The following is a 25,900-nucleotide window of genomic DNA, read 5'->3' as shown; positions in this document are numbered from 1 at the left end:
AAAATCAATATTGCTGTGCTAACGACTTAAATAGGTTTCTCCAGTCTGTATTGCCGTAGTTCTCTCCAAGCCTCACTATAATTAAGTTTTTGGAAGGGTTTACATATATATACTGCCCCAGTATGCCCTGCGCCATAAAGTCTCCGCTTTGGCTGGGCAGCCACCACTGGTATTTGTAAAAACTCGCACCGGTAACTGTATCTGCCGTTACAGAGCGCCTTACCCATTCTTCAGGAACAATTTGTTTTCCCTGCCAATTACCATTATTCAGATAAAGCCTTCCTATTTTAGAAAAGTCACGGGCGCGTGCATTTATGCAACAAAACGTTTTTTCCATCCCGTTCTCCCTGTCAAGGCTCCAGGTTGCGTCATACTCCATGCCTAAGGGCTTCCATAGCTTCTCTTCAAGATATTGTGTTATGCTCTTACCTTTAAGCGCCCTTTGCAAAACCATACCTAATACCTGTGTATCGCCACTACTATAACTAAATGCCGAACCGGGTTCTTTTTTAAGTTTGCGTTTAAGCACTGCCTTTGTTAAATTGCGTCCGTAATAAAAGGTTGCGGCATCGCCAAAAGGATTGGTGTAGCTCTCACTAAACTTTATACCGCTTGTCATTTGTAAAAGGTGCTCTATTGTAACACTCTGCAATCCGTTTTCTTTTAGTTCGGATATGTAGTTAGTAACAGGCTCATCTACAGACTTTATGTAACCATCATCAATAGCACAGCCAATTAAAATTGAGGTAACTGACTTTGCCATAGAAAATGAAGCGACAACCGCATCCTCACTATAATCGTCAAAATATTTTTCATACTGTATGGTATCGTTTTGAATGATCAGAAAAGCTACTGTACGGTTCTTTTCAAGATAGGCATCAAAAGTAGTTTCATTTCCTTCAACCGTAATTTGTTTAGGTGCCTTACCGCTTTCTGCCACAGCATAAGTAAAAATATAATCTCCTTTTTCGGCTGTTCGGTAAGGAAAAATTTCGTGGTCGGTTATATTTGCAAAGTTATAGTAGGCAAACCTGCCCAGCTTGCAAGAGCCTAAAAGCAACAATAAACCTGTTGCAAGTATAAAACAAAGTAATTTTTTCATTAGCATTGCAGTATCAACTCTACAAATATGGATAAATTTTCGGTGTCCGTACGCGAATTACAGCAAAAAGATATAGCAGCTATTGCAGATTACTGGTATAAAACTACTAAAGCTGAACTTATGGCAATGGGTGCCGATAAAAAGCTGTTACCAAAGCGCAAAGAATTTGAAGGAATGCTACAACAACAGATATTGCTGCCATACAATTCAAAAAGAGCTTATGCCCTGATATGGGAATATAATGGTGAAGCAATCGGGCATTGCAATGTAAATCCTTTTACTTACGGCAAAGAGGCTTATATGCACCTGCATATATGGAAGCAGGAAGCAAGGCGTAAAGGTATTGCAGCTAAGCTTGTAAAGTTGTCACTATCCTATTTCTTTAACAATTTAAAACTTGAAAGATTATTTTGTCAGCCACACGCAGATAATGATGCAGCAAACAGAGTTCTCGAAAAAGCTGGCTTTATTTTTGTATGGGAATATATAACAACACCGGGCAGTATAAATTTTAAACAGCCTGTTAAATTGTGGATGGCAACACCTGAAATAATACAGCAGTAAATGCGTTTGCATTTATTGATTATCCGGTTAAATTTTGTTATTTTGCTTTTAAAGGTCAGTACTTTATGAAAAAATTACTTGTTTTTGCTTCTTTTACCTTTGTTACCTGTAATGCATGGGCACAGTTCGATAGCAATACAGGCAGTATTTCTGTACCCAGAAGTAACACAACAGCACCAAACAATACCCCTTCTGTAAGTACAACAAGCCCTTTTTCGGTTACACCGCCAAAACCATCTAATACAGCTACATATCAGATAGGCGGAGACAATAACAGCTTCAGTATGTATCAGGAAGACAAGTTTGTGAACAGGACTGATGAGTACCGCGACCGTACAGAAGTAAAAAGAAAAGGAGAATCTAACGAGCCTTACAGGGGCAACCAGTTTTTTGGCGAATATAAAATTACGTCTGAATTTGTACAGATCATGGCGCGCGATTTTGAATATGAAGATGGAGACAGGATTAAGGTATTGGTTAACGGACGTACCGTAGTACCCGAAATTGTACTAACAAACCAATTCAGGGGTATCCAAATAAAGCTTGAACCGGGTTTTAATAAAATTGATTTTGAAGCGCTTAACCAGGGAACAAGCGGGCCTAATACAGCGGAATTTTATGTGTATGATGATAAAGAGAATCTTGTATCATCAAACCAATGGAATTTAGCAACTGGCTTTAAAGCTACCGTTATGGTTATCAAAGAATAGATTTTAAACAACTGAATATAAAAACAAATGCCCGCTCAAAAGCGGGCATTTGTTTTATGTGGTAGTAAATTAATCGTCGTTCATCGACATCAGGAAGTCTTCATTGTTCCTTGTCTTTTTAAACCTGTCGTTTATAAAATCCATTGCTTCTACAGGATTCATATCAGCAAGATACTTGCGCATTATCCACATGCGCTGTATTGTTTTTTCATCAAGCAACAAATCATCGCGGCGTGTGCTGGAAGAAGTAAGGTCTATAGCAGGGAAAATACGCCTGTTGGCAATTTTCCTGTCAAGCTGCAGCTCCATGTTACCTGTACCTTTAAATTCTTCAAAGATAACTTCATCCATTTTAGAACCGGTATCGGTAAGTGCAGTGGCAATAATACTTAAAGAGCCGCCACCTTCTATATTACGGGCTGCACCAAAAAAGCGTTTCGGCTTTTGCAGTGCGTTAGCATCTACACCACCACTAAGCACTTTACCCGAAGCAGGCTGTACTGTGTTGTATGCCCTTGCAAGGCGGGTAATAGAATCCAATAATATTACTACATCATGTCCGCATTCTACAAGGCGTTTTGCTTTTTCAAGAACAATATTGGCAACTTTAACATGGCGTTCTGCAGGCTCATCAAAGGTAGAGGCTATTACCTCTCCCCTAACGCTGCGCTGCATATCGGTAACCTCTTCCGGCCTTTCATCAATAAGAAGCACAATAAGATATACTTCAGGGTGGTTTGCCGCAATAGAGTTGGCAATGTCTTTAAGCAGCATTGTTTTACCTGTTTTAGGCTGTGCCACAATCATACCCCTTTGGCCTTTACCAATAGGTGAGAACAAATCAATAATACGTGTAGATATGGTACTTTGCTTTTCGGCAAGGTTAAATTTTTCTTCAGGGAAAAGTGGCGTAAGGTGCTCAAATGCCACCCTGTCGCGCACTACCTGCGGGTCATGCCCGTTAATTTTAAGCACGCGTACAAGCGGGAAGTATTTTTCACCTTCTTTCGGCGGGCGCACCACACCTTTAACGGTATCGCCGGTCTTTAAGCCGAAAAGGCGTATCTGTGAATTACTAAGGTAAATATCATCAGGTGAAGCAAGATAATTATAATCAGATGAACGAAGAAAACCATATCCGTCAGGCATCATTTCCAGTACGCCTTCACTTTCTATAATACCGTCAAACTCATAATCGGGTTCGCGCGGGTTTTGCTTCTTTTGGTGGTTGTTATTATTCTGGTGGCCGTTGCTGTTATTTTGCTGGTTGTTATTACCTGCATTTTGCTGCTGCCCGGCCTGCTCCATTTTCTTTTTATAGCTCGGGTGGTTAGGATTGTTTGCATTTGCCCTTTCAATCATCGCCTGGCGCTCTTCTTCTGTTAGCTGCCTTTTTTTATCAGGAGTAGCATTTTTTTGCTTCTGTTGCGGCTTAGCATCTTTAGTGTCAGGCTTATTGTCAGCTGGCTCCTGCCTTTTTTGCTGGAGTTCAGCTTTCTGATTGCCGGCACGTTCATTATCGGCAGGCTTATCTTCTTCACCGCTCTTTGCCGGTGTATCTGACTTAGGGCTTATTATTTTACTGTCTGCCTTTGGCTTCAGGGTTTTATCCTTTGGCTGCGCCTTTGCAGGTGCTTTTTCTATTGCAGGGCTGTTTTTATCCGTTTTTGCTATCCTCGCCCTTTTAGGCTTATCTTCCGTATTAGCGATAGCTTCGGTATTATTATTTTGTGCGGCATCTTCGTTCAGTGGTTTAACAGCTTCAGGGTCTGCTGCCTGTCTGTCTAAAATCTGGTATATTAAATCATCTTTTTTTAAACCCCTGTACTTGCTTATTTTGGCTTTTTTCGCAATTTCCTGAAGCTCAGGGAGCTTCATTTCTTTCAATTCGGAAATATCAAACATGTATTGATTTCTTGATTAAATTAAAATGGTATGTTCAAAATGTGGAGGGTATTTTCTTTCGGAAATTCCATACTTCGCAGAATGAAGTACTTAAGATTAAGTACTGCAATATTACAAATTTATTTTTACTGTACAATAGTATTTTTTAAAAAGAAACCATATTTTTGTGGAGCAAAAAAGCAATATGTTACAAAGAATACAAACAGTTTACTTGTTTTTAGCGTTTATTGCAACAGGCGTGCTGCCCTTTATTTTCCCTTTGTGGGTTAATGGCAATGGTACCGACTACTACTTTGTAGGCAACCTTGCATTTGTGGCGCTGCTGGGGCTAAGTACAACGCTTTCGGCAATAAGTATACTGACTTATAAGAAGAGAAAGAGGCAGTTTGTAATGAACAGGCTCAACATAATATTAAATTTAATTTTATTAGGATTATTCGTTTACCGTTTACTAAATCTATCCGGAGAAACCGACCCTGATAAGGTGGTTTCAGAGAAGGGTATTGGAATGTTCATCCCCATCATTTCTATCGTATTACTAAGCCTTGCCAATAGGGCTATCAAGAAGGATGAAGATCTCGTAAAATCTGTAGACAGGCTACGATAAACCTTTTAACTTAGTTTATTAGTGCGTAAAAACTCCGCTGTTAGCGGAGTTTTTTTATTTTTACAGGCAACCTTTTTACACTTATGGTGTCTTAGTTAAAAATCCTGCTAATGAATAAAGTTCTACTCCTCGCTATTACAGCACTCACACTTTATGGTTGTAACACAATTGAGTATGAAGGTTCTACAAAAATTATTTTTGAAGGCCGTGTAACCGACCCGAATGGTAACCCGCTTGAAGGCATACCTGTTGAGGCAGAATATGATGACGGTGATGTAAGGGATATTGCAGGAATTGGCGAAACCAATGCGAATGGCGAATACCTTATAATGTTTCCCGGAGCACGCGAAGATGTAGCTATAGAATTACAAATAAACCGGCAATACCAAAATTATAGTTCTCTCTCTAATACAACCCATGTAAATATTACCCGAAGTGTTTTAAGGTCTGACAAATTATAAAATAAACTTTGAGCCTGTAAAGCTGTACCCGATAAATAACAGCGTTACATTAGCGCTTAATTTTGTTAGCTCCAATTCAGGCAGAAGCTTATTAAAATATGATGTGCTGGGTATGGTGAATGTAAACTATGTTGATTATAATTTTCAGAATACCCCGATGGATACACCAAGGAGTTTTGAACCATATTACGACTACTATTCATACAATAATATCTCCGTTGCCAAAAACCAGGTACTTACAGTTAAGTATATGCTCTCCGACTTTTCTGTTTATGAGGTTGAAGTACCGGTTGGGGAAGAATCATTTGAATACACAATCTCTTACTAAACAGTTATGAAACACATTCTCACCTTTATTTTGATTATGCTGGGATTTACGTGTATTGCTCAGGAAGAAGAACTTACCGATGAAGAATATGCTGCAAAGCTGGCTGAAATTAAAGAAGAATTAAAATATAAGGAGTTCTTCCGGCTTTACTATGTATCCTCTAATGGTGTTGGCGATAATGTAATAGCAGAAGCCAATGGTACAGGTACGGGGATTGGTATGGGGGTTACCTTTGGAATTATCGGGAGGGTTCACATTATTGGTAGTGGAGAATTGTCTCAGTTTACTGTAATTGATAAGTGGTAGCCGGTAATGCAAACAATACTAATATGGGCCAGCTTAATTTACAGGGAATGTATAAGTTTGCTCTTAATGACTACTTTGAAGTAAACCCGGGCATTGGGTTCGGTTATATATACCTGCGCCAGAAAAGCTCACAAAGCCTGGGCAGGCAGGAAGGCTTTACTATAATACCAACAGTAACAATAGATTTTAAGTTAGATAACATCCGTTTCTTTACCGGGGTTAACTACTGCCATGCGTTTCTTGAAACCAACACGCATCCTGATTATAAAGATTTTTTTGGCAGGGTGCAAATGCTTAATATTATGCTCGGCTTCAAGCTTTAGCCCCTCTTACCTATCTCAATAGCCTCAAGGTTCTGTATTTTATCGCCATCAATTTCAAAACGCAGCATAGTACGCACCTGATGAAAGCCATGCACTCCCGCAGCGCCGGGATTCATGTGCAGCAGGCCAAGCTTTTTATCAAACTGTACCTTTAAAATATGAGAATGCCCGCATATAAACAGCTTTGGCGGATTTAAATTCAGCTCTTCCCTAACCGCTGGGTTATATTTGCCGGGGTAACCCCCAATGTGGGTTATCCACACATCTACCCCCTCACACATAAAACGGTTATTCAGCGGAAATTCCTGCCGTGCTTCACTGCTGTCAATATTCCCGAAAACTGCCCGTAGCGGCTTCTCTTTTTTAATTGTATCGGTTACGGTAAGGTTGCCAATATCCCCTGCATGCCACACTTCGTCTGCCTGCTTTACATATTTCAGTATGGTATCATCTATATGGCTGTGGGTATCGCTGAGGAGAAGTATTTTTTTCATACTACAAATGTATTAAATGACCCCCTGCCCCCAAAGGGGGAGTTTTTGAATTTGGTGAATAATTATCGTAACTTAACAATAGCCCCCTTTGGGGGTTGGGGGCTATTGATTATCTTTGCTTTTCCTAAAAATCATCAGTCAGTTTTGAGATATTTTATAGAGTTTGCCTACAACGGAAAAAATTATTGCGGGTGGCAATACCAGCCGCAAAGCCCCAGTGTACAGGAAACACTTAATAAAGCGCTTTCTACCCTGTTTCGCAAAGAAATTGACGTTTTGGGAGCAGGGCGTACCGATACCGGTGTGCACGCAAAGCAGATGTATGCCCATTTTGATTATGAGGAACCTTTTGATGCCGATACCCTTGTGCAGCGGCTCAATTCATTTTTACCAAAGGATATTGTGGTGTACCGTTTTATACCCGTTGCTGATGATGCCCATGCGCGTTTTGATGCCACCAGCCGCACCTATGAATATCATATTCACACCTTTAAGGATGCTTTTGACCATGAAGGTTCGTGGTATAATTTTCACGAGCTTGATGTGGCAAAAATGAACGAAGCGGCACAGGTTTTATTTGATTATACCGATTTTAAATGCTTCTCTAAAACCCATACCGACGTTAAAACCTTTAATTGCGATATTAAAGAAGCCTATTGGGTGCATAACGGCACAAAGCTGGTTTTTACCATTACTGCTGACAGGTTTTTACGCAACATGGTGCGCGCTATAGTAGGCACACTGGTAAATGTAGGGTTAGGAAAAATGACGGTAGCTGATGTGAGGGATGTTATAGAAAGCCGTGACCGAAACCGTGCAGGCTTCTCGGTGCCGGCACACGGGTTATACCTTACTAAGGTAATTTATCCGTATATTTAAGCCTGAAAACAAAATGAAAACGATAAAATCATCTTCTTTAAAAAAGGTAATGCAGTTTGCAAAGCCTTATAAATCGCGATATATAAGCGTAATAATATTTGCCGTAGCCCTTTCTGTATTTGCAGCGCTGCGCCCTTACCTGCTCAAGCAGACAGTTGACAGTTATGTTCGGACAGGCGATGCCGAGGGCTTGCTATACTATATCATTTTAATGGGAATAGTGCTTATGCTTGAGGTAGTTTCGCAGTTTTACTTCGTGTACTGGGCGAACTGGCTGGGGCAGGACATTGTGAAGGACATTCGCGAAAAACTTTTCCGCCACATTACGGCTTTCCGTATGAAGTTTTTTGATAACGAGCCTGTAGGCAAGCTGGTAACCCGTACCGTTTTTGACATCGAATCTATAGCCAAGATATTCAGCCAGGGGTTGTTCATGATTATAAGCGACCTGCTTAAAATGATCGTGATACTGGGCTTTATGTTCTACATGAACTGGAAGCTGACGCTTATTGTGCTGCTGGCAATGCCAATATTGCTTTATGCCACCCGCATTTTCCAGATAAAAATGAAAGGCGCGTTTGAAGAAGTGCGCACACAGGTAGCCAACCTCAATACTTTTGTACAGGAGCGCCTAACGGGGATGAAAATAGTTCAGCTTTTTAACCGTGAGGAAATTGAATATCAAAAGTTTAAGAACATCAACCAGAAGCACAACAAGGCATGGTTAAAGAATATTCTTTATAACTCTATCTTTTTTCCTATTGCCGATATTATTTCATCATTAACGCTTGGTTTTATTATCTGGTACGGCGGGCTTAATATCTTGAATGGAGATGGCATTACCACGTTTGGTGACCTGTTTGCCTATACAATGCTTATCAGTATGCTGTTTAACCCACTCAGGCAGATTGCCGATAAATTCAACGAATTGCAGATGGGTATCATAGCATCAGACCGCGTGCTGGAATTACTCGACATCGAAAACTTTGTGCAGGTACCGGGACAGGTTGAAGCCGGTCATTTTAAAGGAGAAATCCACTTTGAGAATGTACGCTTCAGCTACATTCAGGGCGAAGAGGTTATTAAGGGAATAAACCTCGACGTTAAGGCAGGCGAAACCATAGCCATAGTGGGCGCAACGGGTGCGGGTAAATCGACTATAATTAACCTGCTGAACCGCTTTTACGAGATTGACAGCGGCAACATAACGGTTGACGGGACTAATATAAATGACTTTACGCTGGACAGCCTGCGCAGGCAGATAGCCATAGTGCTGCAGGATGTTTTCCTGTTTGCGGACAGTATTTTAAATAACATTACGCTTAATGACTCTAACATTAGCCGTGAGGAAGTTATAGACGCCGCCAAGGCCATTGGCGTGCACGACTTTATAGAAACCCTGCCGGGCGGCTATGATTATAATGTAAAGGAACGAGGTGTTATGCTCTCTTCAGGACAGCGGCAGCTAATTGCTTTTTTACGGGCTTATGTGAGCAACCCAAGCATACTGATACTGGATGAGGCTACTTCATCTATAGACACCTATTCGGAAGAGCTGATACGCACCGCAACAGAGAAAGTAACCGAAGGGCGCACCAGTATCGTAATTGCTCACAGGCTTGCCACTATTGTAAACGCCGACAAGATTATTGTGATGGATAAGGGTGTTATTGTAGAGCAGGGCTCGCATTACGACCTTATTAACCGTGAAATGGGCTATTACCGCAATTTATACTTCTCGCAGTTTGCAGTAGAAAGTACCGAAGGCGAAGTAAACTAAGCTGTTATGAAGTTATACCTGAAATTATTCCTTGTGCTGTTTATTGCAGAAATGATGATAAGCATGTTCGCAGTTTATCTGTCGCAGGGCGTTTACATAAAATTCTTTAATATTATCGGCAGCCTTACCATTACAGTGCTAAGCCTGCCTATATCGTTTATAGATCGCTCCTACCCTTTTTATGCCCCACTGCCGTTTTACCAAGCTATCTTTTTAGTAATGGCAAACGTGGCAGTACATGCAGGTATTGCTGTGTTTATTTTGAAAAACACTAAGAAAACATCTTCTAAGTAACATTCCGAGTTTCTTAATAATTACGTTATGGAAGACCAAATCAAATCTTTACAAAAACAGGTAAAGCAACTAAAGATAATACTAATGGGCATAGTTGCAATTGCAGCTGTACTTATTCTTGTATCATTTACAAGCAATAAGAATAATATTGTACGCGCAAGAGGTATAGTTATAGAAGACGCTGATGGTAAACCCTTTATCATGATGGGGAATCCTATTCCGCAGGATAAAAACCGGAAAAGGAAAGACCCAATGTCAGGAATTGCGTTTATAGACGAAAAGGGTATTGACCGCCTGTATATGGGTAGGGATGGCAAATTGCAGATAGGCGGCGAGCTTGAGGACAGGAACTCAGAAGGCTGGTCTTATATAATTAATGATACCATAGGTGATGAACGCGGCGGGTTTGGTTTTGCCGATGATGAAGACCGTATAGGGCTTGGGCTTGACTATGGCGGTAAAGACGGTGGCGAAGCTATTTACCTGTATGCCTCTAATGAAGTGGCATACCTGCTGATGAATACCAATACAAACGACAAGGTGCGCCAGCGTGCGGTGCTTTGGCATGACACTAAAGCCGACCTTACACAAATAAAATTAGGTGATAAAATTACCGACGAACGTTTGGTATTAAGAGCTAAGGAAGGAAAAGCTGTTATATCGCATAAAGTAAACGGAACTAATAAAAACATATTAGAATAATCTTGGCGGGGGCTTAAGCCAAATCATCCGGAAACATTTCCCCCTTTGTAAAATATTAACTATTTTCGTACGCGTAAATAAACGAGAAAAAATACTTACTCATGAAATACGATGTTATTGTTTTGGGAAGCGGCCCGGGCGGTTATGTAACAGCCATAAGGGCTTCTCAGTTAGGCTTTAAGGTAGCCATAGTAGAAAAAGAAAACCTAGGCGGCATATGCCTTAACTGGGGCTGTATCCCAACAAAAGCGTTGCTGAAAAGCGCGCAGGTATTTGATTACCTTAAGCATGCATCTGACTACGGGCTTACCGTAAAGGAATTTGATAAAGACTTTGGCGCTGTTATTAAGCGCAGCCGCGACGTTGCCGACGGTATGAGCAAAGGCGTTCAGTTCCTTATGAAAAAGAACAAGATAGAAGTTATATTCGGTGCCGGTAAAGTTAAGCCGGGCAAAAAAATTGAGGTTACCGATAAAGATGGTAAAACCAGCGAGCTTAGCGCCGATCATATCATTATTGCTACCGGGGCACGCTCGCGCGAGCTGCCTAACCTGCCGCAGGACGGTAAAAAGGTTATCGGTTACCGCCAGGCTATGACACTGCCGGAACAGCCAAAATCAATGATAGTGGTAGGTTCGGGCGCTATAGGTGTTGAGTTTGCACACTTCTACAATGCAATGGGTACCGATGTAACCGTTGTAGAGTTTATGCCTAACATCGTTCCGGTTGAAGATGAGGATATCTCTAAGCAGTTTGAGCGTTCGCTTAAAAAAGCGGGGGTTAAAATCATGACCAATGCTTCTGTAGAAAAAGTTGATACTACAGGCAACGGCGTTAAGGCTACCGTTAAAACGGCTAAAGGTGAAGAAGTACTTGAAGCTGACATTGTGCTTTCGGCTGTGGGAATCAAATCAAACATTGAAAACATTGGCCTTGAAGAAGTAGGCATTGCAACCGACAGGGACAAGATATTAGTGAACAGCTACTACCAGACCAACATACCGGGCTACTATGCCATTGGTGACGTTGTTCCTGGCCAGGCACTTGCACACGTTGCTTCTGCCGAGGGTATCCTTTGCGTTGAGAAAATTGCAGGCCTGCACGTAGAACCGCTTGATTATGGCAACATACCGGGCTGTACCTATGCTACCCCTGAAATTGCTTCTGTCGGCCTTACCGAAAAAGCTGCCAAAGAAAAAGGTTACGAAATTAAAGTGGGTAAATTCCCGTTCACGGCTTCGGGTAAGGCAAAAGCCGCCGGAACACCTGATGGTTTCGTAAAAGTTATTTTTGATGCCAAGTACGGCGAATGGCTGGGCTGCCACATGATTGGTGCCGGCGTTACCGATATGATAGCTGAAGCTGTTGTAGCGCGCAAGCTGGAGACTACAGGCCATGAAATACTGAAAGCCGTTCACCCGCACCCAACTATGAGCGAGGCGGTTATGGAAGCTGTAGCCGATGCTTACGGCGAAGTGATTCACCTGTAATTTAAGATTGAAGATTTCTGATTGAAGATTCAGGAATTAGAATATATAAATCCGCTTTGAGTTTTCAGGGCGGATTTTTTATTGAACAATATTTAAAGTTGCGTTATTTGGCTTTTACTCCCCGTTATTATGCCATAACTTCAGGTTACAATAATTTATGCTATGAGTAAACTGAAGAAAAAAGCTAAAAAAAGCAGTAAGAAGAAAAATAAACTGGGCGTTAAAAACTCTTTGGTGAATAACATTAATGCCCGCAAAAAGAAAGGCAAGTCCCGTTCTAAAAAGAATTCCACCGTTTCCAAGAAGTCCTATAAGAAAATGAAGAATAACTGGGGCAAAAAGAAGAAAAAGAAAGGCAGTAAGAAAAAGAAAAAGTAAGCTATAGCCTTTCCCCTTTTTCCAGCATTTTGAGCATTTTTACAATACGCTCCACTTTGGTATCTTCTTTTTTGGCACTGTATATCCAGTCGGTAAAAGCCTTTTGCTCGGTTTGGGTATAACTGCAAAACATTTCATAAGCGCCGGGTTCATCTTTAAGGCAGTTTATGAGTTCATCGGGGACTTCAAACACGCTGTCATCAATGTATAAGATTACGTGGACATAGTCGCCTGCCTGCTTTTTAATCTTTTTGCGTATTTCGGCCTTTACAGGCAGAAACAACTGCCCGTTGCCCATTGGCATAAGATGGTAGGCTTTAATTTCGTAACCGTCAATAGTGCCCTTTACCTTACGCCACCCAAATGGCGCATTTTTATCCGGTTTTATTTCAGGCAGCCTTGCAAACGTCCACCCGCCCTTACCTGGAAATTTTTCGAGGAGTATTTCCTGATTGATGAGGGGGTTAGTTTTCATACGTGCTAATATGTAAGAATATGTGATGCCAGAAATAACCTCATGTGAATTAACCTTTATTCTTTTTTAAAGATTGCTTCAATAGAATTAATATATATTCTAAATTATCCTGATCGCTCATTTTAACCTCATAAGCACCATTACCCCAATGCCCCACATTAGAAACATCTCTTGCTAATAACTTACTATCTTCAAGCTCACCACTCTTTAAGTTAATGTATATTTTAAGTGTTTTACTTTGAAAAACTATGTCGCAAAAAGTACTGCCATCAACCTTAAATCCAACAAAATGCTTACGAGGATTAAGCGTTATATTATCATCTAAGTTTAGTATTCTTTCTTTTAAAGTTTCATATAATTCTCTGGTTTCAAAATCAGCCTTCAATAAATGTTCATCTTCAGTAAATACAATAACTTCATTGCTAACCTCTTCGACAACCTGATCATTCCTTGATATAGTTTTAATACTCTCTTTTGCTGAGGATTTCTGAACTTGATCAAGGCTTATTGTATTATTTTCAAATCTTTTAATTTCCCACAATTCAATAGGTAAATCTTTAAAATTGATAGCCTCCTTTTGATAAGTAGTAAAGTGTGGAGAAATAAAAATAACTTTTGACTGCGACCAATCAACATCATTTCTCCGAAGTGGTGTTTCTTTGCGCTCGTTATATTCAAGAATAAAGTCAGCCTTATTATTTAGCATTAATGATAAGTAAGCATAACCTTGATCAATAACACTGAAATTTTTATCTCTTTTGAATTCGATAATAACAAATGATTTTGATTCGTTATCAAAAGCTAAAGAATCTATTCTAAAATTATTAAGTGAAAATTCAGATTTTATTAAATCTAATTTCAATAACAGTTGCAAATTTCCTTCAACCAGTAACTGAATCTCTTTCTCAAATTTAAATGGGAGTTCCTTTATGTGCTCAAGGCTGGATCCTGATTTATATAATGGCATAATTATTATAAATTTTAACAAAGATAAAAATCAGTATTAGTAAATAGCTAATTCAAAAATAAATCTCACTCAACTCCTGTAATATAAAAAATCCCTTCCCATTCCCTTAACAAAATTTCAGGCTGAAAACCGTATCTTTGCACATTACATTTTTGCTATGAGAACACCTGATATATCTGCACTCGAACCCAAAAAAAATATACTGATAAAAGGGGCGCAACTGCACAACCTTAAAAATATAGATGTTGCCATTCCGCGTAATAAGCTGGTGGTGGTAACGGGGCTTTCCGGTTCAGGAAAGTCGAGTCTCGCGTTTGACACGCTGTATGCCGAAGGCCAGCGCCGCTATGTAGAGAGCCTTAGCAGTTATGCACGCCAGTTCCTGGGCAGGTTAGATAAGCCAAAGGTAGAATATATAAAAGGCATAGCCCCTGCCATTGCCATAGAGCAAAAGGTAAACACTACCAACGCACGCTCTACAGTCGGCACCAGCACCGAGATTTATGATTACATGAAGCTGCTGTTTGCGCGTGTGGGCCGCACTTACTCCCCCATATCAGGGCGTGAGGTAAAAAAAGACACGGTTACCGATGTAGTAAACGAGGTTAAAGGCTTTGAGCAAAACAGCCGCTGGCTGCTGCTTGCGCCTGTCCATATTGAGAAAGGCCGCACTATAGAAGAAAAGCTGGGCATACTGCTGCAACAGGGTTTTGCCCGTATCCTTGCCGATGGCGAGACATTGCGTTTAGATGAAATAGAGGGTACCGACTTTATCAACAAAGAAGTATTGCTTGTAGTTGACCGTATTGTTGTTAAAGACGAAGAAGAGTTTTACAACAGGCTTGCCGATGCCATACAAACTGCTTTTTATGAAGGTAAAGGCGAGCTGTACCTGCAGGAAGTAAGCACAGGTAACAGGCTTACCTTTAGTAATAAGTTTGAGCTGGATGGAATGAACTTCCTTGAACCGAATGTGCACCTGTTCAGCTTTAATAACCCTTATGGCGCCTGCCCTGCCTGCGAAGGCTACGGCAGTATTATAGGTATAGATGAAGAGCTTGTAATACCCAACACGGCACTATCTGTTTATGAAAATGCGATATTCCCGTGGCGTGGCGAAAGCATGGGGTGGTACCGCGACCAGTTGGTAAACAACAGCCATAAGTTTAACTTCCCTGTTCACAAGCCTTATTTTGAACTTTCGGATGCCGACAAGCATCTTGTATGGACAGGTAATAAATACTTTACCGGGCTTAATGACTTTTTTGCCGAACTGGAAGAAAAGAACTACAAGATACAAAATCGTGTAATGCTTTCGCGCTACCGTGGCAAAACAAAATGCCCAACGTGCAAAGGTAAACGCCTGCGCCCCGAGGCCAATTACATTAAAGTTGGCGGGCGCACCATATCTGACCTTGTCGATTTGCCTATAAAGAACCTTATCGACTTCTTTAAAGGAATAGAGCTGAATGAATATGACGAAAAAGTAGCACACAGGCTACTGCTTGAAATTAATAACCGCCTGCGCTTTTTGCAGGAAGTAGGGCTCGATTACCTTACACTAAACCGCAGGTCTTCTACCCTTTCTGGTGGAGAAAGCCAACGCATTAACCTTGCTACGTCATTAGGCAGCAGCCTTGTAGGCTCTATGTATATATTAGATGAGCCAAGCATCGGCCTGCACCCTAAAGATACCGAAAGGCTTATTAAAGTACTGGAAAACCTTCGCAACCTGGGCAACACAGTTATAGTGGTAGAACACGATGAAGATATAATGAAAGCCGCCGATATGATTATTGATATAGGCCCCGAAGCAGGTACTTATGGCGGGCAATTGGTAGCGCAGGGCACGTATGATGAAATACTGCAGTCAGATTCGTTAACGGCAAAATACCTTAACGGCGACTTTGAGATACCTGTACCCAAAAAACGCCGCAAGTTTAAGCACCACATTGATGTAGTAGGCGCAAGGGAAAATAACCTTAAAAATATAGATGTTACCTTTCCGTTAGACTGCCTTACGGTAATTACAGGGGTTTCGGGTAGCGGTAAGAGTACGCTGGTAAAAAAGATACTTTTCCCCGCGCTGCAAAAAAAGCTGGAAGGCGTGGGCGAAAAAGCAGGGCAGTTTACCGAGTTGCAGGGCAGCTATTCGCACATTAAGCATATAGAGTACGTAGACCAGAACCCCATAGGCCGCAGCTCGCGCTCTAACCCGGTAACCTATATTAAGGCTTATGACGATATACGCGACTTGTTCTCGAAACAGAAGCTGTCTAAACTTCGCGGCTACCAGTCCAAACACTTTTCGTTTAATGTGGATGGAGGGCGTTGCGATACCTGCAAAGGCGAAGGCGAGGTAACTATAGAAATGCAGTTTATGGCCGATGTGCACCTGGAGTGCGAAACCTGCCACGGCAAGCGTTTTAAAAAGGAAATACTGGAAGTAACCTTTGAGGGTAAAAATATAGACGACATCCTGACCATGACCATAGATGATGCCGTAGCATTTTTCAGTGAGCACAAACAGGCCAAAATAATACAAAAGCTGCAACCGTTACAGGATGTTGGTTTGGGTTATGTGCAGTTAGGGCAAAGCTCTTCTACCCTTTCGGGTGGCGAAGCGCAGCGCATTAAGCTTGCTTCTTTCCTGGTTAAGGGTGCGACTAAAGACAAAGTATTATTTGTTTTTGATGAACCAACTACGGGACTGCATTTTCATGATATACGCAAGCTGTTGGCTTCTTTTGAGGCATTACTGGATAAAGGGCATAGCATTGTGGTGATTGAACACAACCTCGACCTGATTAAATGCGCCGACTATATTATTGATATAGGCCCTGAAGGCGGCGAGAACGGTGGTCACCTGGTTGCTTTTGGTACCCCTGAAGAAGTGGCTAAAAATCCTAAATCGGTTACAGGGGAGTATTTGAGGGAGAAGTTGTAAGTTTTTGTTTCAGGTTTAAAGTTTCAGGTTGTTTAATCCATAAAAATAATTTTATACATTTATAACCGAAGTGGTGTGAGCTGCTTCGGTTTATATTTATATATCAATATTCCAATAAATAATGTCAAATATAACAACATATTTAAATAATAATATTGGTTGGATTAAGGATATATGTACAATCCTCTTTACGGGTATTGCGTCAACAATAGCAATATTAACTTATAGAAGAGCAAAGGCAACTATATTACAACCAAAACGTACAGAAATTATTAAAATTCAAATACAAATACTGACAGATTTCTTAAAATTTATTAGTAATGATGGACATAATATTGATACAGCTATTGATTACTATAACGTCTTTCGTTATAATTTATATTTGACTTTGCGATCTGAGGAGTTAATGAATATTGATGTAGATTCAGATTTATACATAGAAATGAACAATAATATTGCTGGGTGGTATGATTATTCTGATAAAAGTCTAACAGGATTTGAGATGATTAAAGGTAATCTTTATGAGTTTGATTTATTATATTCAAATGTAAAAAATAATCGCACTATAATTATTACCAAAAGATCATGGCAATTTATATTAAATTTAAAAGATAAAAGTACTAATCCTTTTTTGACAAACGATATTGTAAAAATTTTGGACGGAATTGGTGAAAATATGGCACACAATTTTTTCAATGTCATACCGCAAGTTATTGAATATGAAATTTTTAATATAGATACTAAAAAGGATTACTCAATTAAATCATCTGTAAAAAGGTTTGAAAATTTGAGATTTAAACATGCTGAGGATATCAAAAAATTGAGAATGATGATAAGGAAACATTTATCAATTGATGATAAGTGGTAGCTAATTAAGAAAAATTTGTAAGATCTTTTTGAAAAACCACTATCAAATATTAGGTGTTGAACCCGGTTGCAGCCCGGCAGAAATAAAAAAAGCCTACAGGTTGCTGGCGGTGCAGTATCATCCGGATAAAAACAATGGGGACAGCCTCAGTGAGGAACGCTTTAAAGAAATATCAGAGTCATACATAATACTTGGTGATGCCGTTAAACGCGATGCCTATGATTATGCCTGTGGCTACCAGAAAAAGTATAAAGCCCCGACATCGGCTTCGGGACACACACCAACGGGAATTTTGTTGCTGTTTAAAAAGATAAAGAACAAGATATTTAATTCGGGCGGTATAGTTAACGAGCAGTTACTGTACAAGCTGGTAACTGATTTACTAACTTCTGATACTATTGATTTCCTCATCAAAGCCGAAGAAATAGCCAATAACAGCCTGATAATAGATGAAGTGCTGGTGTGCGGAATCTTCTTAAGTGATGAACACAAATCCGTTATCGCCGAAAAACTTACAGCACTGGCTAATGGCAACCCGAGGCTGCTCAAAAAAATAACAGTATTGCATAACAAGAGCTGTAAATAATTTTTACTACTTTACTACACAAAAAGTTTATGGAAGCAACAGCCACTTCAGCGCAAATTGCCAAGCATTTCAGGGAAGTTTTCTTTGGGGGTAACTGGACGTGCGTAAACCTTAAAGACACGCTTTCAGATGTTACCCATACCGAAGCACTTGCTCAGGTACACTCCTTCAATACCATTGCAATGTTAACCTACCATATAGCATATTTTGTAAAAGTGGTAAAGCAGGTATTACAGGGCGGGCCGCTTGACGGTAACGACAAACTGAGCTTTAACCATCCGCAAATACAGTCAGAAGAAGACTGGCAAAATATGCTGAAAAGTATATGGGCTGATGTTGAAGTATTTACCCAGCTTACAGAACAGCTTCCTGATGCAAAGCTGCCAACAGTTTTTGAAGATGCAAAATATGGGAATTACTACCGTAACCTTTTCGGTATTATAGAGCATACGCACTATCATTTAGGGCAGATAACGTTTTTAAAGAAACTGATACGTGAAAATAATCACAAACTACACTACTAACCATGAAAATCAATTACAAATCAATCCGACCTTTTATTGGCTCTAAAGACTTTACTACATCGCGCAGCTTTTACCGCGACCTTGGTTTTGAGGAAAATGTACTTGCGCATAACCTTTCGGTATTTAAAGCCGGTAACCAGGCATTTTATCTTCAGGATGCCTATGTAAAAGACTGGGTAGATAACACTATGCTCTTTATGGAGGTAGCCGACGTAGCCGCTTTTTGGGAGGAACTGGTTAAGCTAAACCTGCCTGAAAAATATGAGGGTGTGCGCATTATACCCATTCGTGAACTGGATTGGGGCAAAGAGTGTTTTTTACACGATCCTTCAGGTATTTTATGGCATTTCGGCGAGTTTAAAGCATTATAATCACTACCATTTATAATAACCGTAAATAGTTTTTAAACTATGATTTAAATCAGTTTTTGTGGTTTTTATCTTACATACTTTTGATATGTAATTTAAAAACCAATAAACATGAAAAAAATAGTTCTGGCTGTAATGGCAGTAGCACTATTCAGCACAAACGCATTAAATGCTCAGGAAGATAACCAGACAAACGATTTTAAAAAATGGCAGGTTCGCCTTCGCGGTGTTGCCGTAGCGCCCGATGAAGACGCCTCTGTAGGCATTATAGGCGGTAATGCCGAAATTTCGACATCGTTTATTCCTGAAGTGGATTTTACTTATTTCTTCACTAAAAATATTGCTGCCGAGCTTATACTTGGCACAACCAAGCACGATGTTAATACCACAGGCTCTGATATTTCAGCCATTGGCGGCCCCACAAAAGCCGATGTAGATTTGGGCAGTGTTTACCTACTGCCGCCAACCTTAACGCTGCAATACCACTTTTATGCAGGCGATTACTTTAAGCCTTATGTGGGTGCGGGTATTAACTATACTATTTTTTATGGTGTGGATGAAGGCGATGTGGTTAAAGATGTGGAGTATGACAACGCACTTGGCTATGCGTTTCAGTTAGGGTTTGACCTTAAGCTGAACGACAAGTTCTTTATAAATGCCGATGTAAAAAAACTGTTCCTTTCTACAGATGTAACTGTTGACGGCTCTAACCTGGCACCCGGCCTTAAAATACCTGCCGAGGTAGATATTAACCCCTGGCTTGTGGGCTTTGGTGTAGGCATGAAATTTTAATTCCCAATTTTGGTTTTAGTGATGCTTGAGGGCTGTCCGTTCCAACCGGGCAGCTCTCCGTGTTTACAGCGATTGCAACGCCGAGATAAGCAGGTCAATATCTTCTTTTGTATTAAAGTGGCTAAGCGAAATGCGCAGCGATGGCTTTTTAATTTCTTCCTGCGGAAGTATTTCCTGCAAAACGTGAGATGGCCTTACACTACCCGACTGGCAGGCACTGCCACGCGATACCGCAATACCCTTCATATCAAGGTGAAAAAGTATCATGGCTGTTACCTCTTCCGCAAGCGGAAGTAACACATTCACAATATTATAAAATGTGTTGTTACCACCGTTAAGCTTATAGCCCGGCATGGCGCTGCCAAGCTGCTGCAAGAGGTATTCTTTTAATGATGTTATATGTGCTTTTTCCTGCTCAAGGTTTTTATATGAAAGTTCAAGAGCTTTAGCCATTCCCGCAATCTGGTGTATAGCTTCTGTACCGGCACGCAGCCCTTTTTCCTGTTCACCGCCATATATCATGGCTTTAAGCCCGCTGCCTTTTCTTATATAGGCAAAACCAACCCCTTTTGGCCCATGGAATTTATGTGCACTTGCCGTTATAAAATCAACTGGCAGGAGATTTAAATCCAATATTTCTTTTCCTACCGACTGTACGGTATCAGAATGAAACCATGCCTTATACTCACTGCAAAGACTGCCTATTGCATCCAGGTCAAAAACAACCCCGGTTTCATTATTTACATGCATAAGCGATACCAGCGTGGGTATCTCTTCCTGCAATAGCTCACGCAGGTTTTGCATATCAGGATAGCCATGTTGCGTAAGTAATACATAATCTACCCTTACACCATATTGCGACTGTAGTGCTTCAGCAGTGGTAAGTACTGCATGATGCTCAGTTTTAGCTGTAATAATCCTTTTTACTTTTAAATCTTTTACAGCACTATGTAGTATTAAATTATCAGCTTCGGTACCGCCGGATGTAAAAATAATTTCGCGGGCTTCGGCGTTTAATAAAGCAGCTATTGTTTTGCGGGCAGTTTCGAGCACAACGCGAGCCGATCGCCCAAAACTGTGTGTAGATGACGGGTTGCCGTACTGTTCCTGCAATACATTAGTAATTTCTGTAATTACTTCATGGCGCAGTGCAGTGGTAGAGGCATTATCTAAATAGGCTTTTTTCATCTCTGCAAAATTACTTAAAAAGTTAATGTAATTATGTTTTGCGCAAAAGCGGCTAAAAACATTATTTTTGTTTAAAATTTATCCTATGAAAAAGTTTTTTACAATTGCATGCGCAATTGTTTTAGCGACAGCCTGCGATGATGGCGATATTTCTTTTAATGAGTTTAACCTGGAGCCCGGTGATGCGGTTAACTGCCCTGAAAGCAATATATATTACCGTGTAGATGGCACGCAGGCTTATATACTTGAAATTTCACCTTCTAACCTTATTCCGGAGACTAATGACAACGGACAGTTTATTGTACGCGAAGTAAACCTGGCAGCCGGAGATTTAATATACAGGGCTTACAGCTCTGAAGTACCTGTAGGGGCAGGAAGCTTTTTTTGCAGTGATGTACCGCCTACATCTCCAAATGTTACAGAACAGTGGGAAGGCACAGGTACTATAACCATATTTACTGACGATAATGTTAATACTGACGGTAAACTAACAGGTTACTCCCACACTATAACTTTACAGAATGTAACTTTTGCACGTGGCGAAAGCAGTATTGTGGTACAAAACAGAACTTTTGGCGATATTGTAACTACGCTGGGTATTGGCTTTAACTTTACAACTACTGAACAAACTTCTGTGCAGGGTTGTGATGAAAATGGGCTTGTGTACCGCATCAGCGGGCGCGAAGCTGTAGTTATGGATTTTCCGGCAAATGTTTTTGATAATACAGATGGTGATATAAATACTATTGACCTTGCATCTGCCGAAGACGCGTTTGAATTGTATCTGGAATATTACAGCGGAAATGCTACAGAAAGCAATATATGTTCGATTATTGATCCTATAAGCCCTGTGGTGCAGCAACGCTGGAGGGCATCTGCAGGTAATGTAATTGTAGAAACAACAGAGAGTGACGTAACACCCGGTACATTTAACCACAAAATATGGCTGAAAAACATAGTATTTACACAAACAGACAGCAATCAAAGCGTAAGACTTGTTGATTTACTGACGCAGGAAGCACGTAATGCTTTACCCGCTAATGGCCTGTTTATAGGTACTTATGTAACAAATTAAATTTATGAGGCTGTTTCGAAATTCTTATTATAGAAAATTTTGAAACAGCTTTTTTACATTTAGCGGTTTGGGTTCTGCTTTATATATACCTCTGTAGCGCCAAGCCCGTATTTCTGGTAATTTGCATCCTGAAAACTGATGCCTTCATAGCGCCCGAGAAGAAAGTCAAGTTCTGCCTTTAGCACCCCCTCACCCACACCGTGGATAAAAACTACTTTTGGCATTCTGTTCTTTACTGCAAAATCGAGCTGGCGTTTGGCAGTTTCCATCTGCAGGGTTAAAATATCATAGTTGCTCATACCTTTCTTGTTAGGTACAAGCTTTTCTATATGCAAATCTACTTCCAGTACAAAACCTTCCTTTTTAGTGCGTTTTTCTTTAGTAAAATTGCGCTTTACAGGTTGTTCTTTTTCCTTTAATACCGCATTAGGGCTTTTACCGCTAAAAAGGCCGGTCATGCCCGTATCTGAAATTTTTATAAGCTCATTTTCATCAAAGTCAAGCTCAAACCCTTCGGAAGTTTCTATAACCACACGTCCTTTTTTATAACCTTTTACTTTTCCGCTAAAGGCGTCATCAAGTACACTAACGTTATCTCCGGGCTTATACATCATCACTTTCATCTTTTTTCTTATTGGGTACTTTACTCATAAGGCGCATCAGCAAAAGCATAAAAACAACTATCGCAACAACCATAATAACCATATTTGGCTTTGGCAGGCTCTGCTGGTAGAAGGCCACAAAGGCCGCAATAAACATTATAATTATATATATGGTTTTCATAGCTGTACTTTAAGGGCAAATTTAAAAAAATAGAAACAAAAATCCCCGTAATGCACTCACGGGGATTGTATATTGTAAATATTATAACTGATTAAAATGCAGCCAGCGCAGCAAATAAACCTAATATAAAGAATAACGCATAAATACCAAGCACAATTGCAGTAAGTATACCTACAAACTTGTAATGCGACTTCAGGTTTTCAAAAGCATCTGTAAGCTGTTCTGTATTGTTGGTGTTAAAAGCAGCTAATGTTTTAGTAGAAAATTTGTATAAGTACATGACCGGGAAAAAGTAAAGCAATGCAATAAGCAGATAAATGATGCCTAAAGCAGTTCCGCCCAAAGCCATCATGCCACCGCCCATGCCACCTGCTAAACTCTCCATAGCGCCTCCTAAAGCAAACATTGCAAAAGCGCCAAGCACCATAAGACCTATTACCACATAGCCCACAATAGACAGAAACCTACCCCATTTGGCTGTTTCCCTTAAAAATAGTTTTGCAGATTCTGTTAACTGCAGTTCGAAAGAATCAAAAGCGGAATTGTTTTCCATAAAATAAAGTATTAATTGGTTAGTGATTACTTATTGGTTTTCAAATTCTTTCAATGTGTTTGTTATAATTGTAACACACTCCAGCAATTGTTCTTTATTCATAACCAAAGGCGGAGCAAAGCGTATAATATTACCATGCGTAGGTTTGGCCAGCAAACCATTGTCGCGAAGTTTTATACATATATCCCATGCAGTAGAGCTGTCTTCGGTATCGTTTATAACAATAGCATTAAGCAGGCCTTTACCTCTTACTAATGTTACAATATTGCTGGTTTGTATATACTCATTCATTTTTTCGCGGAACAGTTTACCCAGCTTTTCTGCATTTTCCGAAAGCTTTTCTTCTTCAATAACTTCAAGGGCGGCTATGGCTACAGCGGCAGCAACAGGGTTACCGCCAAAAGTAGAGCCATGCTGTCCCGGCTTTATTACATTCATTATCTCATCATTGGCAAGTACAGCCGAAACAGGATATGCCCCGCCCGAAAGCGCTTTACCCAAAATAAGGATATCAGGCTGCACATCTTCATGATGGCATGCTAAGAGTTTACCTGTGCGCGCAATACCCGTTTGCACCTCATCTGCAATAAAAAGTACATTATGTTGTTCACACAATTCTTTTGTTTTTGCAAGATACCCTTCAGATGGTACATAAACACCTGCTTCACCCTGAATAGGCTCTACAAGGAAACCTGCTATATCTTTATCATTCTTAAGCACTTCTTCAAGCGCAGCAATATCATCATAAGCTATTTTAATGAATCCCGGAGTATAGGGTCCAAAGTTCTTTCTTGCATTTTCATCGTTAGAGAAAGAAATAATAGTTGTTGTACGCCCGTGGAAGTTATTCTCACACACCACAATCTTTGCCTGCTTTTCATCAATACCTTTACGCTCATAAGCCCACTTGCGGCATATCTTTATTGCAGTTTCAACAGCTTCAGCGCCTGTATTCATTGGCAGCACTTTATCAAAACCAAAGTATTGGGTAATGAACTCTTCATAGTGCCCAAGCTGGTCGTTATAAAATGCGCGTGAAGTTAAAGTAAGTGTCTGTGCCTGATTCATCATGGCACCTACAATCTTAGGGTTGCAGTGCCCCTGATTTACTGCTGAATAGGCAGAAAGGAAATCATAATATTTTTTACCTTCCACATCCCACACATATACACCTTCTCCCCTGCTTAACACTACAGGCAGCGGGTGGTAGTTATGGGCTCCGTACTTATCTTCAAGGGCAATGGCATCTGCCGAAGTCATTTTTTCTAATACCGACATTTTAATTCCGAAATTATAATTTTCTAAAAAGTAATTCCTTCTTTATTATAGGAGAGAAATCATCCGATTCATGCGTGCAAATTACTAAAAATAAAATAATTTTCTGTTTATTTTACATTAAATGCAATCGGATTATAAACCAATTATCCTGCTATTGCAGCGGCAGCTGTCATTTTATCAGCAATTTTTTGTGTAAGTTCCACTATCCTGTCTTTAAGTTCCAGAGGTTCTGAAATTTCAGCATAATCAGCAAAAGAGAGTACCCACCGTGCAAGCCCCTCATCTAATGATGCTGTTAAAAAAGTCATCTCAATGCAGTCTTCTTTCTCCTCTTCAGCAACAAAACCGAAAAAATGCCTGCGCTCCTGCAGGTACATCGCAATGTTTTTATCTACCCGTATAACAGCTTTTTTAAGGCAGTGCATATTCTTTAACTGCTCTTTGTTCCTGTATTCTTTAAGGGTTTCGCGTTCTTTTTGCTGTATATCAGTCAATTTTATAGCCCGCACCCTGTCTATCCTGAACTGCCTGTATTCATCCCTTAAATGGCAAAAGCCAATGGTGTACCAGTTTTCGTTTTCATGAAATATACCAATGGGTTCTATAAGCCTGTTGCTGTTTGCATCATTGCCAAACGCGCGGTATTCCATCTCTACCGCTTTTTTTTCGGCTATTGCTTTAAGCAGTACATCCAGCGTGTTGGCCGGGAAGTTCTTATTGCGTTTTTGGTCTTTCACCTCAATAAGCTCTTCTAAATTTGCGACCATGTCTTTTTCGGAACCCCTCAAAACAGCCTTTACCTTAAACATAGCCGAAGTGTAATTTTGCTGAAGCGCAGCATCTGTAAACCTTTCCATGAGCTTTTCTGCAGTAACGAAAGCCATAGCCTCTTCGGGTGTAAACATAACCGGCGGCAGCCTGTAGCCATCTACTAAAGAATAGCCTACACCCGCCTCGCCATAAAGCGGCACACCTGCCTCTTCTAAGGTACGGATATCACGATACACCGTTCTAAGGCTTATGCCGAACCTTTCGGCTAAATCCTGCGCTTTTACTACTTTTTTAGACTGTAGCTGTATCAGTATAGCGGTTATCCTGTCAAAACGGTTCATGGCCTTATCTTTAGCAATACTCCAAAAATAACAAAAAAAGCCCCTGTATAAAGGGGCTTAT

Annotated in this window: 31 protein-coding genes; 20 read left to right on the top strand and 11 right to left on the bottom strand. The window is 40.3% G+C overall.

Features of this window, described 5'->3' with window-relative positions; genetic code table 11:
- Positions 1 to 4 precede the first annotated feature (4 nt).
- Positions 5 to 1,102, bottom strand: a complete 1,098-nt coding sequence (locus KJK34_RS02315) for a serine hydrolase domain-containing protein (protein ID WP_223052230.1) — start codon at positions 1,100 to 1,102, stop codon at positions 5 to 7.
- A gap of 27 nt (positions 1,103 to 1,129) precedes the next feature.
- On the opposite strand from KJK34_RS02315, the gene KJK34_RS02310 reads away from it, so the two are divergent.
- Together KJK34_RS02310 and KJK34_RS02305 are read left to right on the top strand one after the other, a co-directional pair.
- Positions 1,130 to 1,666 carry a GNAT family N-acetyltransferase gene (locus tag KJK34_RS02310; RefSeq protein WP_223052229.1) on the top strand — a complete coding sequence of 179 codons (537 nt, stop codon included), beginning with the start codon at positions 1,130 to 1,132 and terminating at the stop codon, positions 1,664 to 1,666.
- A 65-nt stretch (positions 1,667 to 1,731) separates the two neighbouring features.
- The gene (locus KJK34_RS02305) at positions 1,732 to 2,376 is read left to right on the top strand and encodes a hypothetical protein (protein ID WP_223052228.1); all 645 of its coding nucleotides are present in this window, start codon (positions 1,732 to 1,734) and stop codon (positions 2,374 to 2,376) included.
- A gap of 69 nt (positions 2,377 to 2,445) precedes the next feature.
- Here the strand turns inward: KJK34_RS02305 and rho are convergent, their stop codons facing one another.
- Positions 2,446 to 4,281 (bottom strand): transcription termination factor Rho, encoded by a 1,836-nt coding sequence (rho, locus tag KJK34_RS02300; RefSeq protein ID WP_223052227.1) that lies wholly within the window; start codon positions 4,279 to 4,281, stop codon positions 2,446 to 2,448.
- Positions 4,282 to 4,465: 184 nt separating this feature from the next.
- On the opposite strand from rho, the gene KJK34_RS02295 reads away from it, so the two are divergent.
- The 5 genes from KJK34_RS02295 to KJK34_RS02275 all read left to right on the top strand — a co-directional run bounded on the left by KJK34_RS02295 (position 4,466) and on the right by KJK34_RS02275 (position 6,306).
- On the top strand, positions 4,466 to 4,888 hold the full coding sequence (locus KJK34_RS02295) for a DUF4293 domain-containing protein (protein WP_223052226.1): 423 nt from the start codon (positions 4,466 to 4,468) through the stop codon (positions 4,886 to 4,888).
- 110 nt (positions 4,889 to 4,998) lie between these two features.
- Positions 4,999 to 5,349 carry a peptidase associated/transthyretin-like domain-containing protein gene (locus tag KJK34_RS02290; RefSeq protein ID WP_223052225.1) on the top strand — a complete coding sequence of 117 codons (351 nt, stop codon included), beginning with the start codon at positions 4,999 to 5,001 and terminating at the stop codon, positions 5,347 to 5,349.
- Between the two features lie 112 nt (positions 5,350 to 5,461).
- Positions 5,462 to 5,677 (top strand): hypothetical protein, encoded by a 216-nt coding sequence (locus tag KJK34_RS02285; RefSeq protein WP_223052224.1) that lies wholly within the window; start codon positions 5,462 to 5,464, stop codon positions 5,675 to 5,677.
- 6 nt (positions 5,678 to 5,683) lie between these two features.
- Positions 5,684 to 5,983 (top strand): hypothetical protein, encoded by a 300-nt coding sequence (locus KJK34_RS02280; RefSeq protein WP_223052223.1) that lies wholly within the window; start codon positions 5,684 to 5,686, stop codon positions 5,981 to 5,983.
- Positions 5,984 to 6,006: 23 nt separating this feature from the next.
- Positions 6,007 to 6,306, top strand: a complete 300-nt coding sequence (locus tag KJK34_RS02275; RefSeq protein ID WP_223052222.1) for a hypothetical protein — start codon at positions 6,007 to 6,009, stop codon at positions 6,304 to 6,306.
- On the opposite strand, the gene KJK34_RS02270 is transcribed toward KJK34_RS02275, so the two are convergent.
- Positions 6,303 to 6,800, bottom strand: coding sequence for a metallophosphoesterase family protein (locus tag KJK34_RS02270; RefSeq protein ID WP_223052221.1), 498 nt, complete (start codon positions 6,798 to 6,800; stop codon positions 6,303 to 6,305). The genes KJK34_RS02275 and KJK34_RS02270 overlap by 4 nt on opposite strands.
- 144 nt (positions 6,801 to 6,944) lie before the next feature.
- Between KJK34_RS02270 and truA the strand changes: the two genes are divergently transcribed.
- The 6 genes from truA to KJK34_RS02240 all read left to right on the top strand — a co-directional run bounded on the left by truA (position 6,945) and on the right by KJK34_RS02240 (position 12,323).
- A complete protein-coding gene (gene truA, locus KJK34_RS02265) occupies positions 6,945 to 7,679 on the top strand; it encodes a tRNA pseudouridine(38-40) synthase TruA (protein WP_223052220.1) in 735 nt (244 codons plus the stop codon).
- Positions 7,680 to 7,692: 13 nt separating this feature from the next.
- Positions 7,693 to 9,459 (top strand): ABC transporter ATP-binding protein, encoded by a 1,767-nt coding sequence (locus KJK34_RS02260; RefSeq protein WP_223052219.1) that lies wholly within the window; start codon positions 7,693 to 7,695, stop codon positions 9,457 to 9,459.
- 6 nt (positions 9,460 to 9,465) lie between these two features.
- Positions 9,466 to 9,753 carry a hypothetical protein gene (locus KJK34_RS02255; RefSeq protein ID WP_223052218.1) on the top strand — a complete coding sequence of 96 codons (288 nt, stop codon included), beginning with the start codon at positions 9,466 to 9,468 and terminating at the stop codon, positions 9,751 to 9,753.
- A gap of 27 nt (positions 9,754 to 9,780) precedes the next feature.
- A complete protein-coding gene (locus tag KJK34_RS02250; protein WP_223052217.1) occupies positions 9,781 to 10,455 on the top strand; it encodes a hypothetical protein in 675 nt (224 codons plus the stop codon).
- A gap of 101 nt (positions 10,456 to 10,556) precedes the next feature.
- Positions 10,557 to 11,945, top strand: coding sequence for a dihydrolipoyl dehydrogenase (gene lpdA, locus KJK34_RS02245; RefSeq protein ID WP_223052216.1), 1,389 nt, complete (start codon positions 10,557 to 10,559; stop codon positions 11,943 to 11,945).
- Between the two features lie 162 nt (positions 11,946 to 12,107).
- Positions 12,108 to 12,323, top strand: a complete 216-nt coding sequence (locus tag KJK34_RS02240) for a hypothetical protein (RefSeq protein ID WP_223052215.1) — start codon at positions 12,108 to 12,110, stop codon at positions 12,321 to 12,323.
- Between the two features lies 1 nt (position 12,324).
- Here the strand turns inward: KJK34_RS02240 and KJK34_RS02235 are convergent, their stop codons facing one another.
- A complete protein-coding gene (locus KJK34_RS02235; RefSeq protein WP_223052214.1) occupies positions 12,325 to 12,798 on the bottom strand; it encodes a YdeI/OmpD-associated family protein in 474 nt (157 codons plus the stop codon).
- Positions 12,799 to 12,847: 49 nt separating this feature from the next.
- The gene (locus KJK34_RS02230; protein ID WP_223052213.1) at positions 12,848 to 13,765 is read right to left on the bottom strand and encodes a DUF5655 domain-containing protein; all 918 of its coding nucleotides are present in this window, start codon (positions 13,763 to 13,765) and stop codon (positions 12,848 to 12,850) included.
- 157 nt (positions 13,766 to 13,922) lie between these two features.
- Here KJK34_RS02230 and uvrA point away from each other — a divergent pair, with 157 nt between their 5' ends.
- The 6 genes from uvrA to KJK34_RS02200 all read left to right on the top strand — a co-directional run bounded on the left by uvrA (position 13,923) and on the right by KJK34_RS02200 (position 19,850).
- On the top strand, positions 13,923 to 16,712 hold the full coding sequence (gene uvrA, locus KJK34_RS02225) for an excinuclease ABC subunit UvrA (protein ID WP_223052212.1): 2,790 nt from the start codon (positions 13,923 to 13,925) through the stop codon (positions 16,710 to 16,712).
- Positions 16,713 to 16,833: 121 nt separating this feature from the next.
- Positions 16,834 to 17,580, top strand: a complete 747-nt coding sequence (locus tag KJK34_RS02220) for a hypothetical protein (protein ID WP_223052211.1) — start codon at positions 16,834 to 16,836, stop codon at positions 17,578 to 17,580.
- A 28-nt stretch (positions 17,581 to 17,608) separates the two neighbouring features.
- Complete coding sequence (locus tag KJK34_RS02215) at positions 17,609 to 18,166, top strand: J domain-containing protein (protein ID WP_223052210.1); 558 nt, start codon at positions 17,609 to 17,611, stop codon at positions 18,164 to 18,166.
- 29 nt (positions 18,167 to 18,195) lie between these two features.
- Positions 18,196 to 18,690 (top strand): DUF1572 domain-containing protein, encoded by a 495-nt coding sequence (locus KJK34_RS02210; protein ID WP_223052209.1) that lies wholly within the window; start codon positions 18,196 to 18,198, stop codon positions 18,688 to 18,690.
- Positions 18,691 to 18,692: 2 nt separating this feature from the next.
- A complete protein-coding gene (locus KJK34_RS02205) occupies positions 18,693 to 19,061 on the top strand; it encodes a VOC family protein (protein WP_223052208.1) in 369 nt (122 codons plus the stop codon).
- A gap of 108 nt (positions 19,062 to 19,169) precedes the next feature.
- Entirely contained in the window at positions 19,170 to 19,850 is a 681-nt protein-coding gene (locus KJK34_RS02200; RefSeq protein WP_223052207.1) for an OmpW/AlkL family protein, read from the top strand.
- Positions 19,851 to 19,913: 63 nt separating this feature from the next.
- On the opposite strand, the gene KJK34_RS02195 is transcribed toward KJK34_RS02200, so the two are convergent.
- The gene (locus KJK34_RS02195) at positions 19,914 to 21,038 is read right to left on the bottom strand and encodes a cysteine desulfurase family protein (RefSeq protein WP_223052206.1); all 1,125 of its coding nucleotides are present in this window, start codon (positions 21,036 to 21,038) and stop codon (positions 19,914 to 19,916) included.
- Between the two features lie 85 nt (positions 21,039 to 21,123).
- Between KJK34_RS02195 and KJK34_RS02190 the strand changes: the two genes are divergently transcribed.
- Positions 21,124 to 22,113 (top strand): hypothetical protein, encoded by a 990-nt coding sequence (locus KJK34_RS02190; protein ID WP_223052205.1) that lies wholly within the window; start codon positions 21,124 to 21,126, stop codon positions 22,111 to 22,113.
- Positions 22,114 to 22,172: 59 nt separating this feature from the next.
- Here the strand turns inward: KJK34_RS02190 and KJK34_RS02185 are convergent, their stop codons facing one another.
- The 5 genes from KJK34_RS02185 to KJK34_RS02165 form a co-directional block, all read right to left on the bottom strand.
- The gene (locus tag KJK34_RS02185; RefSeq protein ID WP_223052315.1) at positions 22,173 to 22,724 is read right to left on the bottom strand and encodes a DUF8465 domain-containing protein; all 552 of its coding nucleotides are present in this window, start codon (positions 22,722 to 22,724) and stop codon (positions 22,173 to 22,175) included.
- Positions 22,717 to 22,896, bottom strand: a complete 180-nt coding sequence (locus KJK34_RS02180) for a hypothetical protein (RefSeq protein WP_223052204.1) — start codon at positions 22,894 to 22,896, stop codon at positions 22,717 to 22,719. Before KJK34_RS02180 ends, KJK34_RS02185 begins: the two co-directional genes overlap by 8 nt.
- A 91-nt stretch (positions 22,897 to 22,987) precedes the next feature.
- Positions 22,988 to 23,449 carry a DUF5362 family protein gene (locus tag KJK34_RS02175; RefSeq protein WP_223052203.1) on the bottom strand — a complete coding sequence of 154 codons (462 nt, stop codon included), beginning with the start codon at positions 23,447 to 23,449 and terminating at the stop codon, positions 22,988 to 22,990.
- Positions 23,450 to 23,479: 30 nt separating this feature from the next.
- Positions 23,480 to 24,727 carry an ornithine--oxo-acid transaminase gene (gene rocD, locus KJK34_RS02170; protein ID WP_223052202.1) on the bottom strand — a complete coding sequence of 416 codons (1,248 nt, stop codon included), beginning with the start codon at positions 24,725 to 24,727 and terminating at the stop codon, positions 23,480 to 23,482.
- A 143-nt stretch (positions 24,728 to 24,870) separates the two neighbouring features.
- Positions 24,871 to 25,839: a helix-turn-helix transcriptional regulator gene (locus KJK34_RS02165; RefSeq protein ID WP_223052201.1), complete on the bottom strand. Its 969-nt coding sequence runs from the start codon at positions 25,837 to 25,839 to the stop codon at positions 24,871 to 24,873.
- Between the last annotated feature and the right edge of the window lie 61 nt (positions 25,840 to 25,900).

This window comes from Flavobacterium coralii (genome assembly GCF_019891545.1).
Classification (GTDB): domain Bacteria; phylum Bacteroidota; class Bacteroidia; order Flavobacteriales; family Flavobacteriaceae; genus Flavobacterium; species Flavobacterium coralii.
This window is presented reverse-complemented; position numbering and strand designations above follow the sequence as displayed.

Coding starts and splice junctions, on each gene's coding strand:
- KJK34_RS02280 (WP_223052223.1), top strand. CDS start 5,684: ATGAAACACATTCTCACCTTTATTTTGATTATGCTGGGATTTACGTGT.
- lpdA (WP_223052216.1), top strand. CDS start 10,557: ATGAAATACGATGTTATTGTTTTGGGAAGCGGCCCGGGCGGTTATGTA.
- KJK34_RS02260 (WP_223052219.1), top strand. CDS start 7,693: ATGAAAACGATAAAATCATCTTCTTTAAAAAAGGTAATGCAGTTTGCA.
- KJK34_RS02200 (WP_223052207.1), top strand. CDS start 19,170: ATGAAAAAAATAGTTCTGGCTGTAATGGCAGTAGCACTATTCAGCACA.
- KJK34_RS02235 (WP_223052214.1), bottom strand. CDS start 12,798: ATGAAAACTAACCCCCTCATCAATCAGGAAATACTCCTCGAAAAATTT.
- KJK34_RS02315 (WP_223052230.1), bottom strand. CDS start 1,102: ATGAAAAAATTACTTTGTTTTATACTTGCAACAGGTTTATTGTTGCTT.
- KJK34_RS02185 (WP_223052315.1), bottom strand. CDS start 22,724: ATGTATAAGCCCGGAGATAACGTTAGTGTACTTGATGACGCCTTTAGC.
- KJK34_RS02195 (WP_223052206.1), bottom strand. CDS start 21,038: ATGAAAAAAGCCTATTTAGATAATGCCTCTACCACTGCACTGCGCCAT.
- KJK34_RS02240 (WP_223052215.1), top strand. CDS start 12,108: ATGAGTAAACTGAAGAAAAAAGCTAAAAAAAGCAGTAAGAAGAAAAAT.
- rho (WP_223052227.1), bottom strand. CDS start 4,281: ATGTTTGATATTTCCGAATTGAAAGAAATGAAGCTCCCTGAGCTTCAG.
- KJK34_RS02165 (WP_223052201.1), bottom strand. CDS start 25,839: ATGAACCGTTTTGACAGGATAACCGCTATACTGATACAGCTACAGTCT.
- KJK34_RS02305 (WP_223052228.1), top strand. CDS start 1,732: ATGAAAAAATTACTTGTTTTTGCTTCTTTTACCTTTGTTACCTGTAAT.
- KJK34_RS02205 (WP_223052208.1), top strand. CDS start 18,693: ATGAAAATCAATTACAAATCAATCCGACCTTTTATTGGCTCTAAAGAC.
- KJK34_RS02190 (WP_223052205.1), top strand. CDS start 21,124: ATGAAAAAGTTTTTTACAATTGCATGCGCAATTGTTTTAGCGACAGCC.
- KJK34_RS02220 (WP_223052211.1), top strand. CDS start 16,834: ATGTCAAATATAACAACATATTTAAATAATAATATTGGTTGGATTAAG.
- KJK34_RS02180 (WP_223052204.1), bottom strand. CDS start 22,896: ATGAAAACCATATATATAATTATAATGTTTATTGCGGCCTTTGTGGCC.
- KJK34_RS02255 (WP_223052218.1), top strand. CDS start 9,466: ATGAAGTTATACCTGAAATTATTCCTTGTGCTGTTTATTGCAGAAATG.
- rocD (WP_223052202.1), bottom strand. CDS start 24,727: ATGTCGGTATTAGAAAAAATGACTTCGGCAGATGCCATTGCCCTTGAA.
- KJK34_RS02290 (WP_223052225.1), top strand. CDS start 4,999: ATGAATAAAGTTCTACTCCTCGCTATTACAGCACTCACACTTTATGGT.
- KJK34_RS02175 (WP_223052203.1), bottom strand. CDS start 23,449: ATGGAAAACAATTCCGCTTTTGATTCTTTCGAACTGCAGTTAACAGAA.
- KJK34_RS02285 (WP_223052224.1), top strand. CDS start 5,462: ATGGTGAATGTAAACTATGTTGATTATAATTTTCAGAATACCCCGATG.
- KJK34_RS02230 (WP_223052213.1), bottom strand. CDS start 13,765: ATGCCATTATATAAATCAGGATCCAGCCTTGAGCACATAAAGGAACTC.
- KJK34_RS02295 (WP_223052226.1), top strand. CDS start 4,466: ATGTTACAAAGAATACAAACAGTTTACTTGTTTTTAGCGTTTATTGCA.
- KJK34_RS02270 (WP_223052221.1), bottom strand. CDS start 6,800: ATGAAAAAAATACTTCTCCTCAGCGATACCCACAGCCATATAGATGAT.
- KJK34_RS02310 (WP_223052229.1), top strand. CDS start 1,130: ATGGATAAATTTTCGGTGTCCGTACGCGAATTACAGCAAAAAGATATA.
- KJK34_RS02250 (WP_223052217.1), top strand. CDS start 9,781: ATGGAAGACCAAATCAAATCTTTACAAAAACAGGTAAAGCAACTAAAG.
- KJK34_RS02275 (WP_223052222.1), top strand. CDS start 6,007: ATGGGCCAGCTTAATTTACAGGGAATGTATAAGTTTGCTCTTAATGAC.
- KJK34_RS02210 (WP_223052209.1), top strand. CDS start 18,196: ATGGAAGCAACAGCCACTTCAGCGCAAATTGCCAAGCATTTCAGGGAA.
- uvrA (WP_223052212.1), top strand. CDS start 13,923: ATGAGAACACCTGATATATCTGCACTCGAACCCAAAAAAAATATACTG.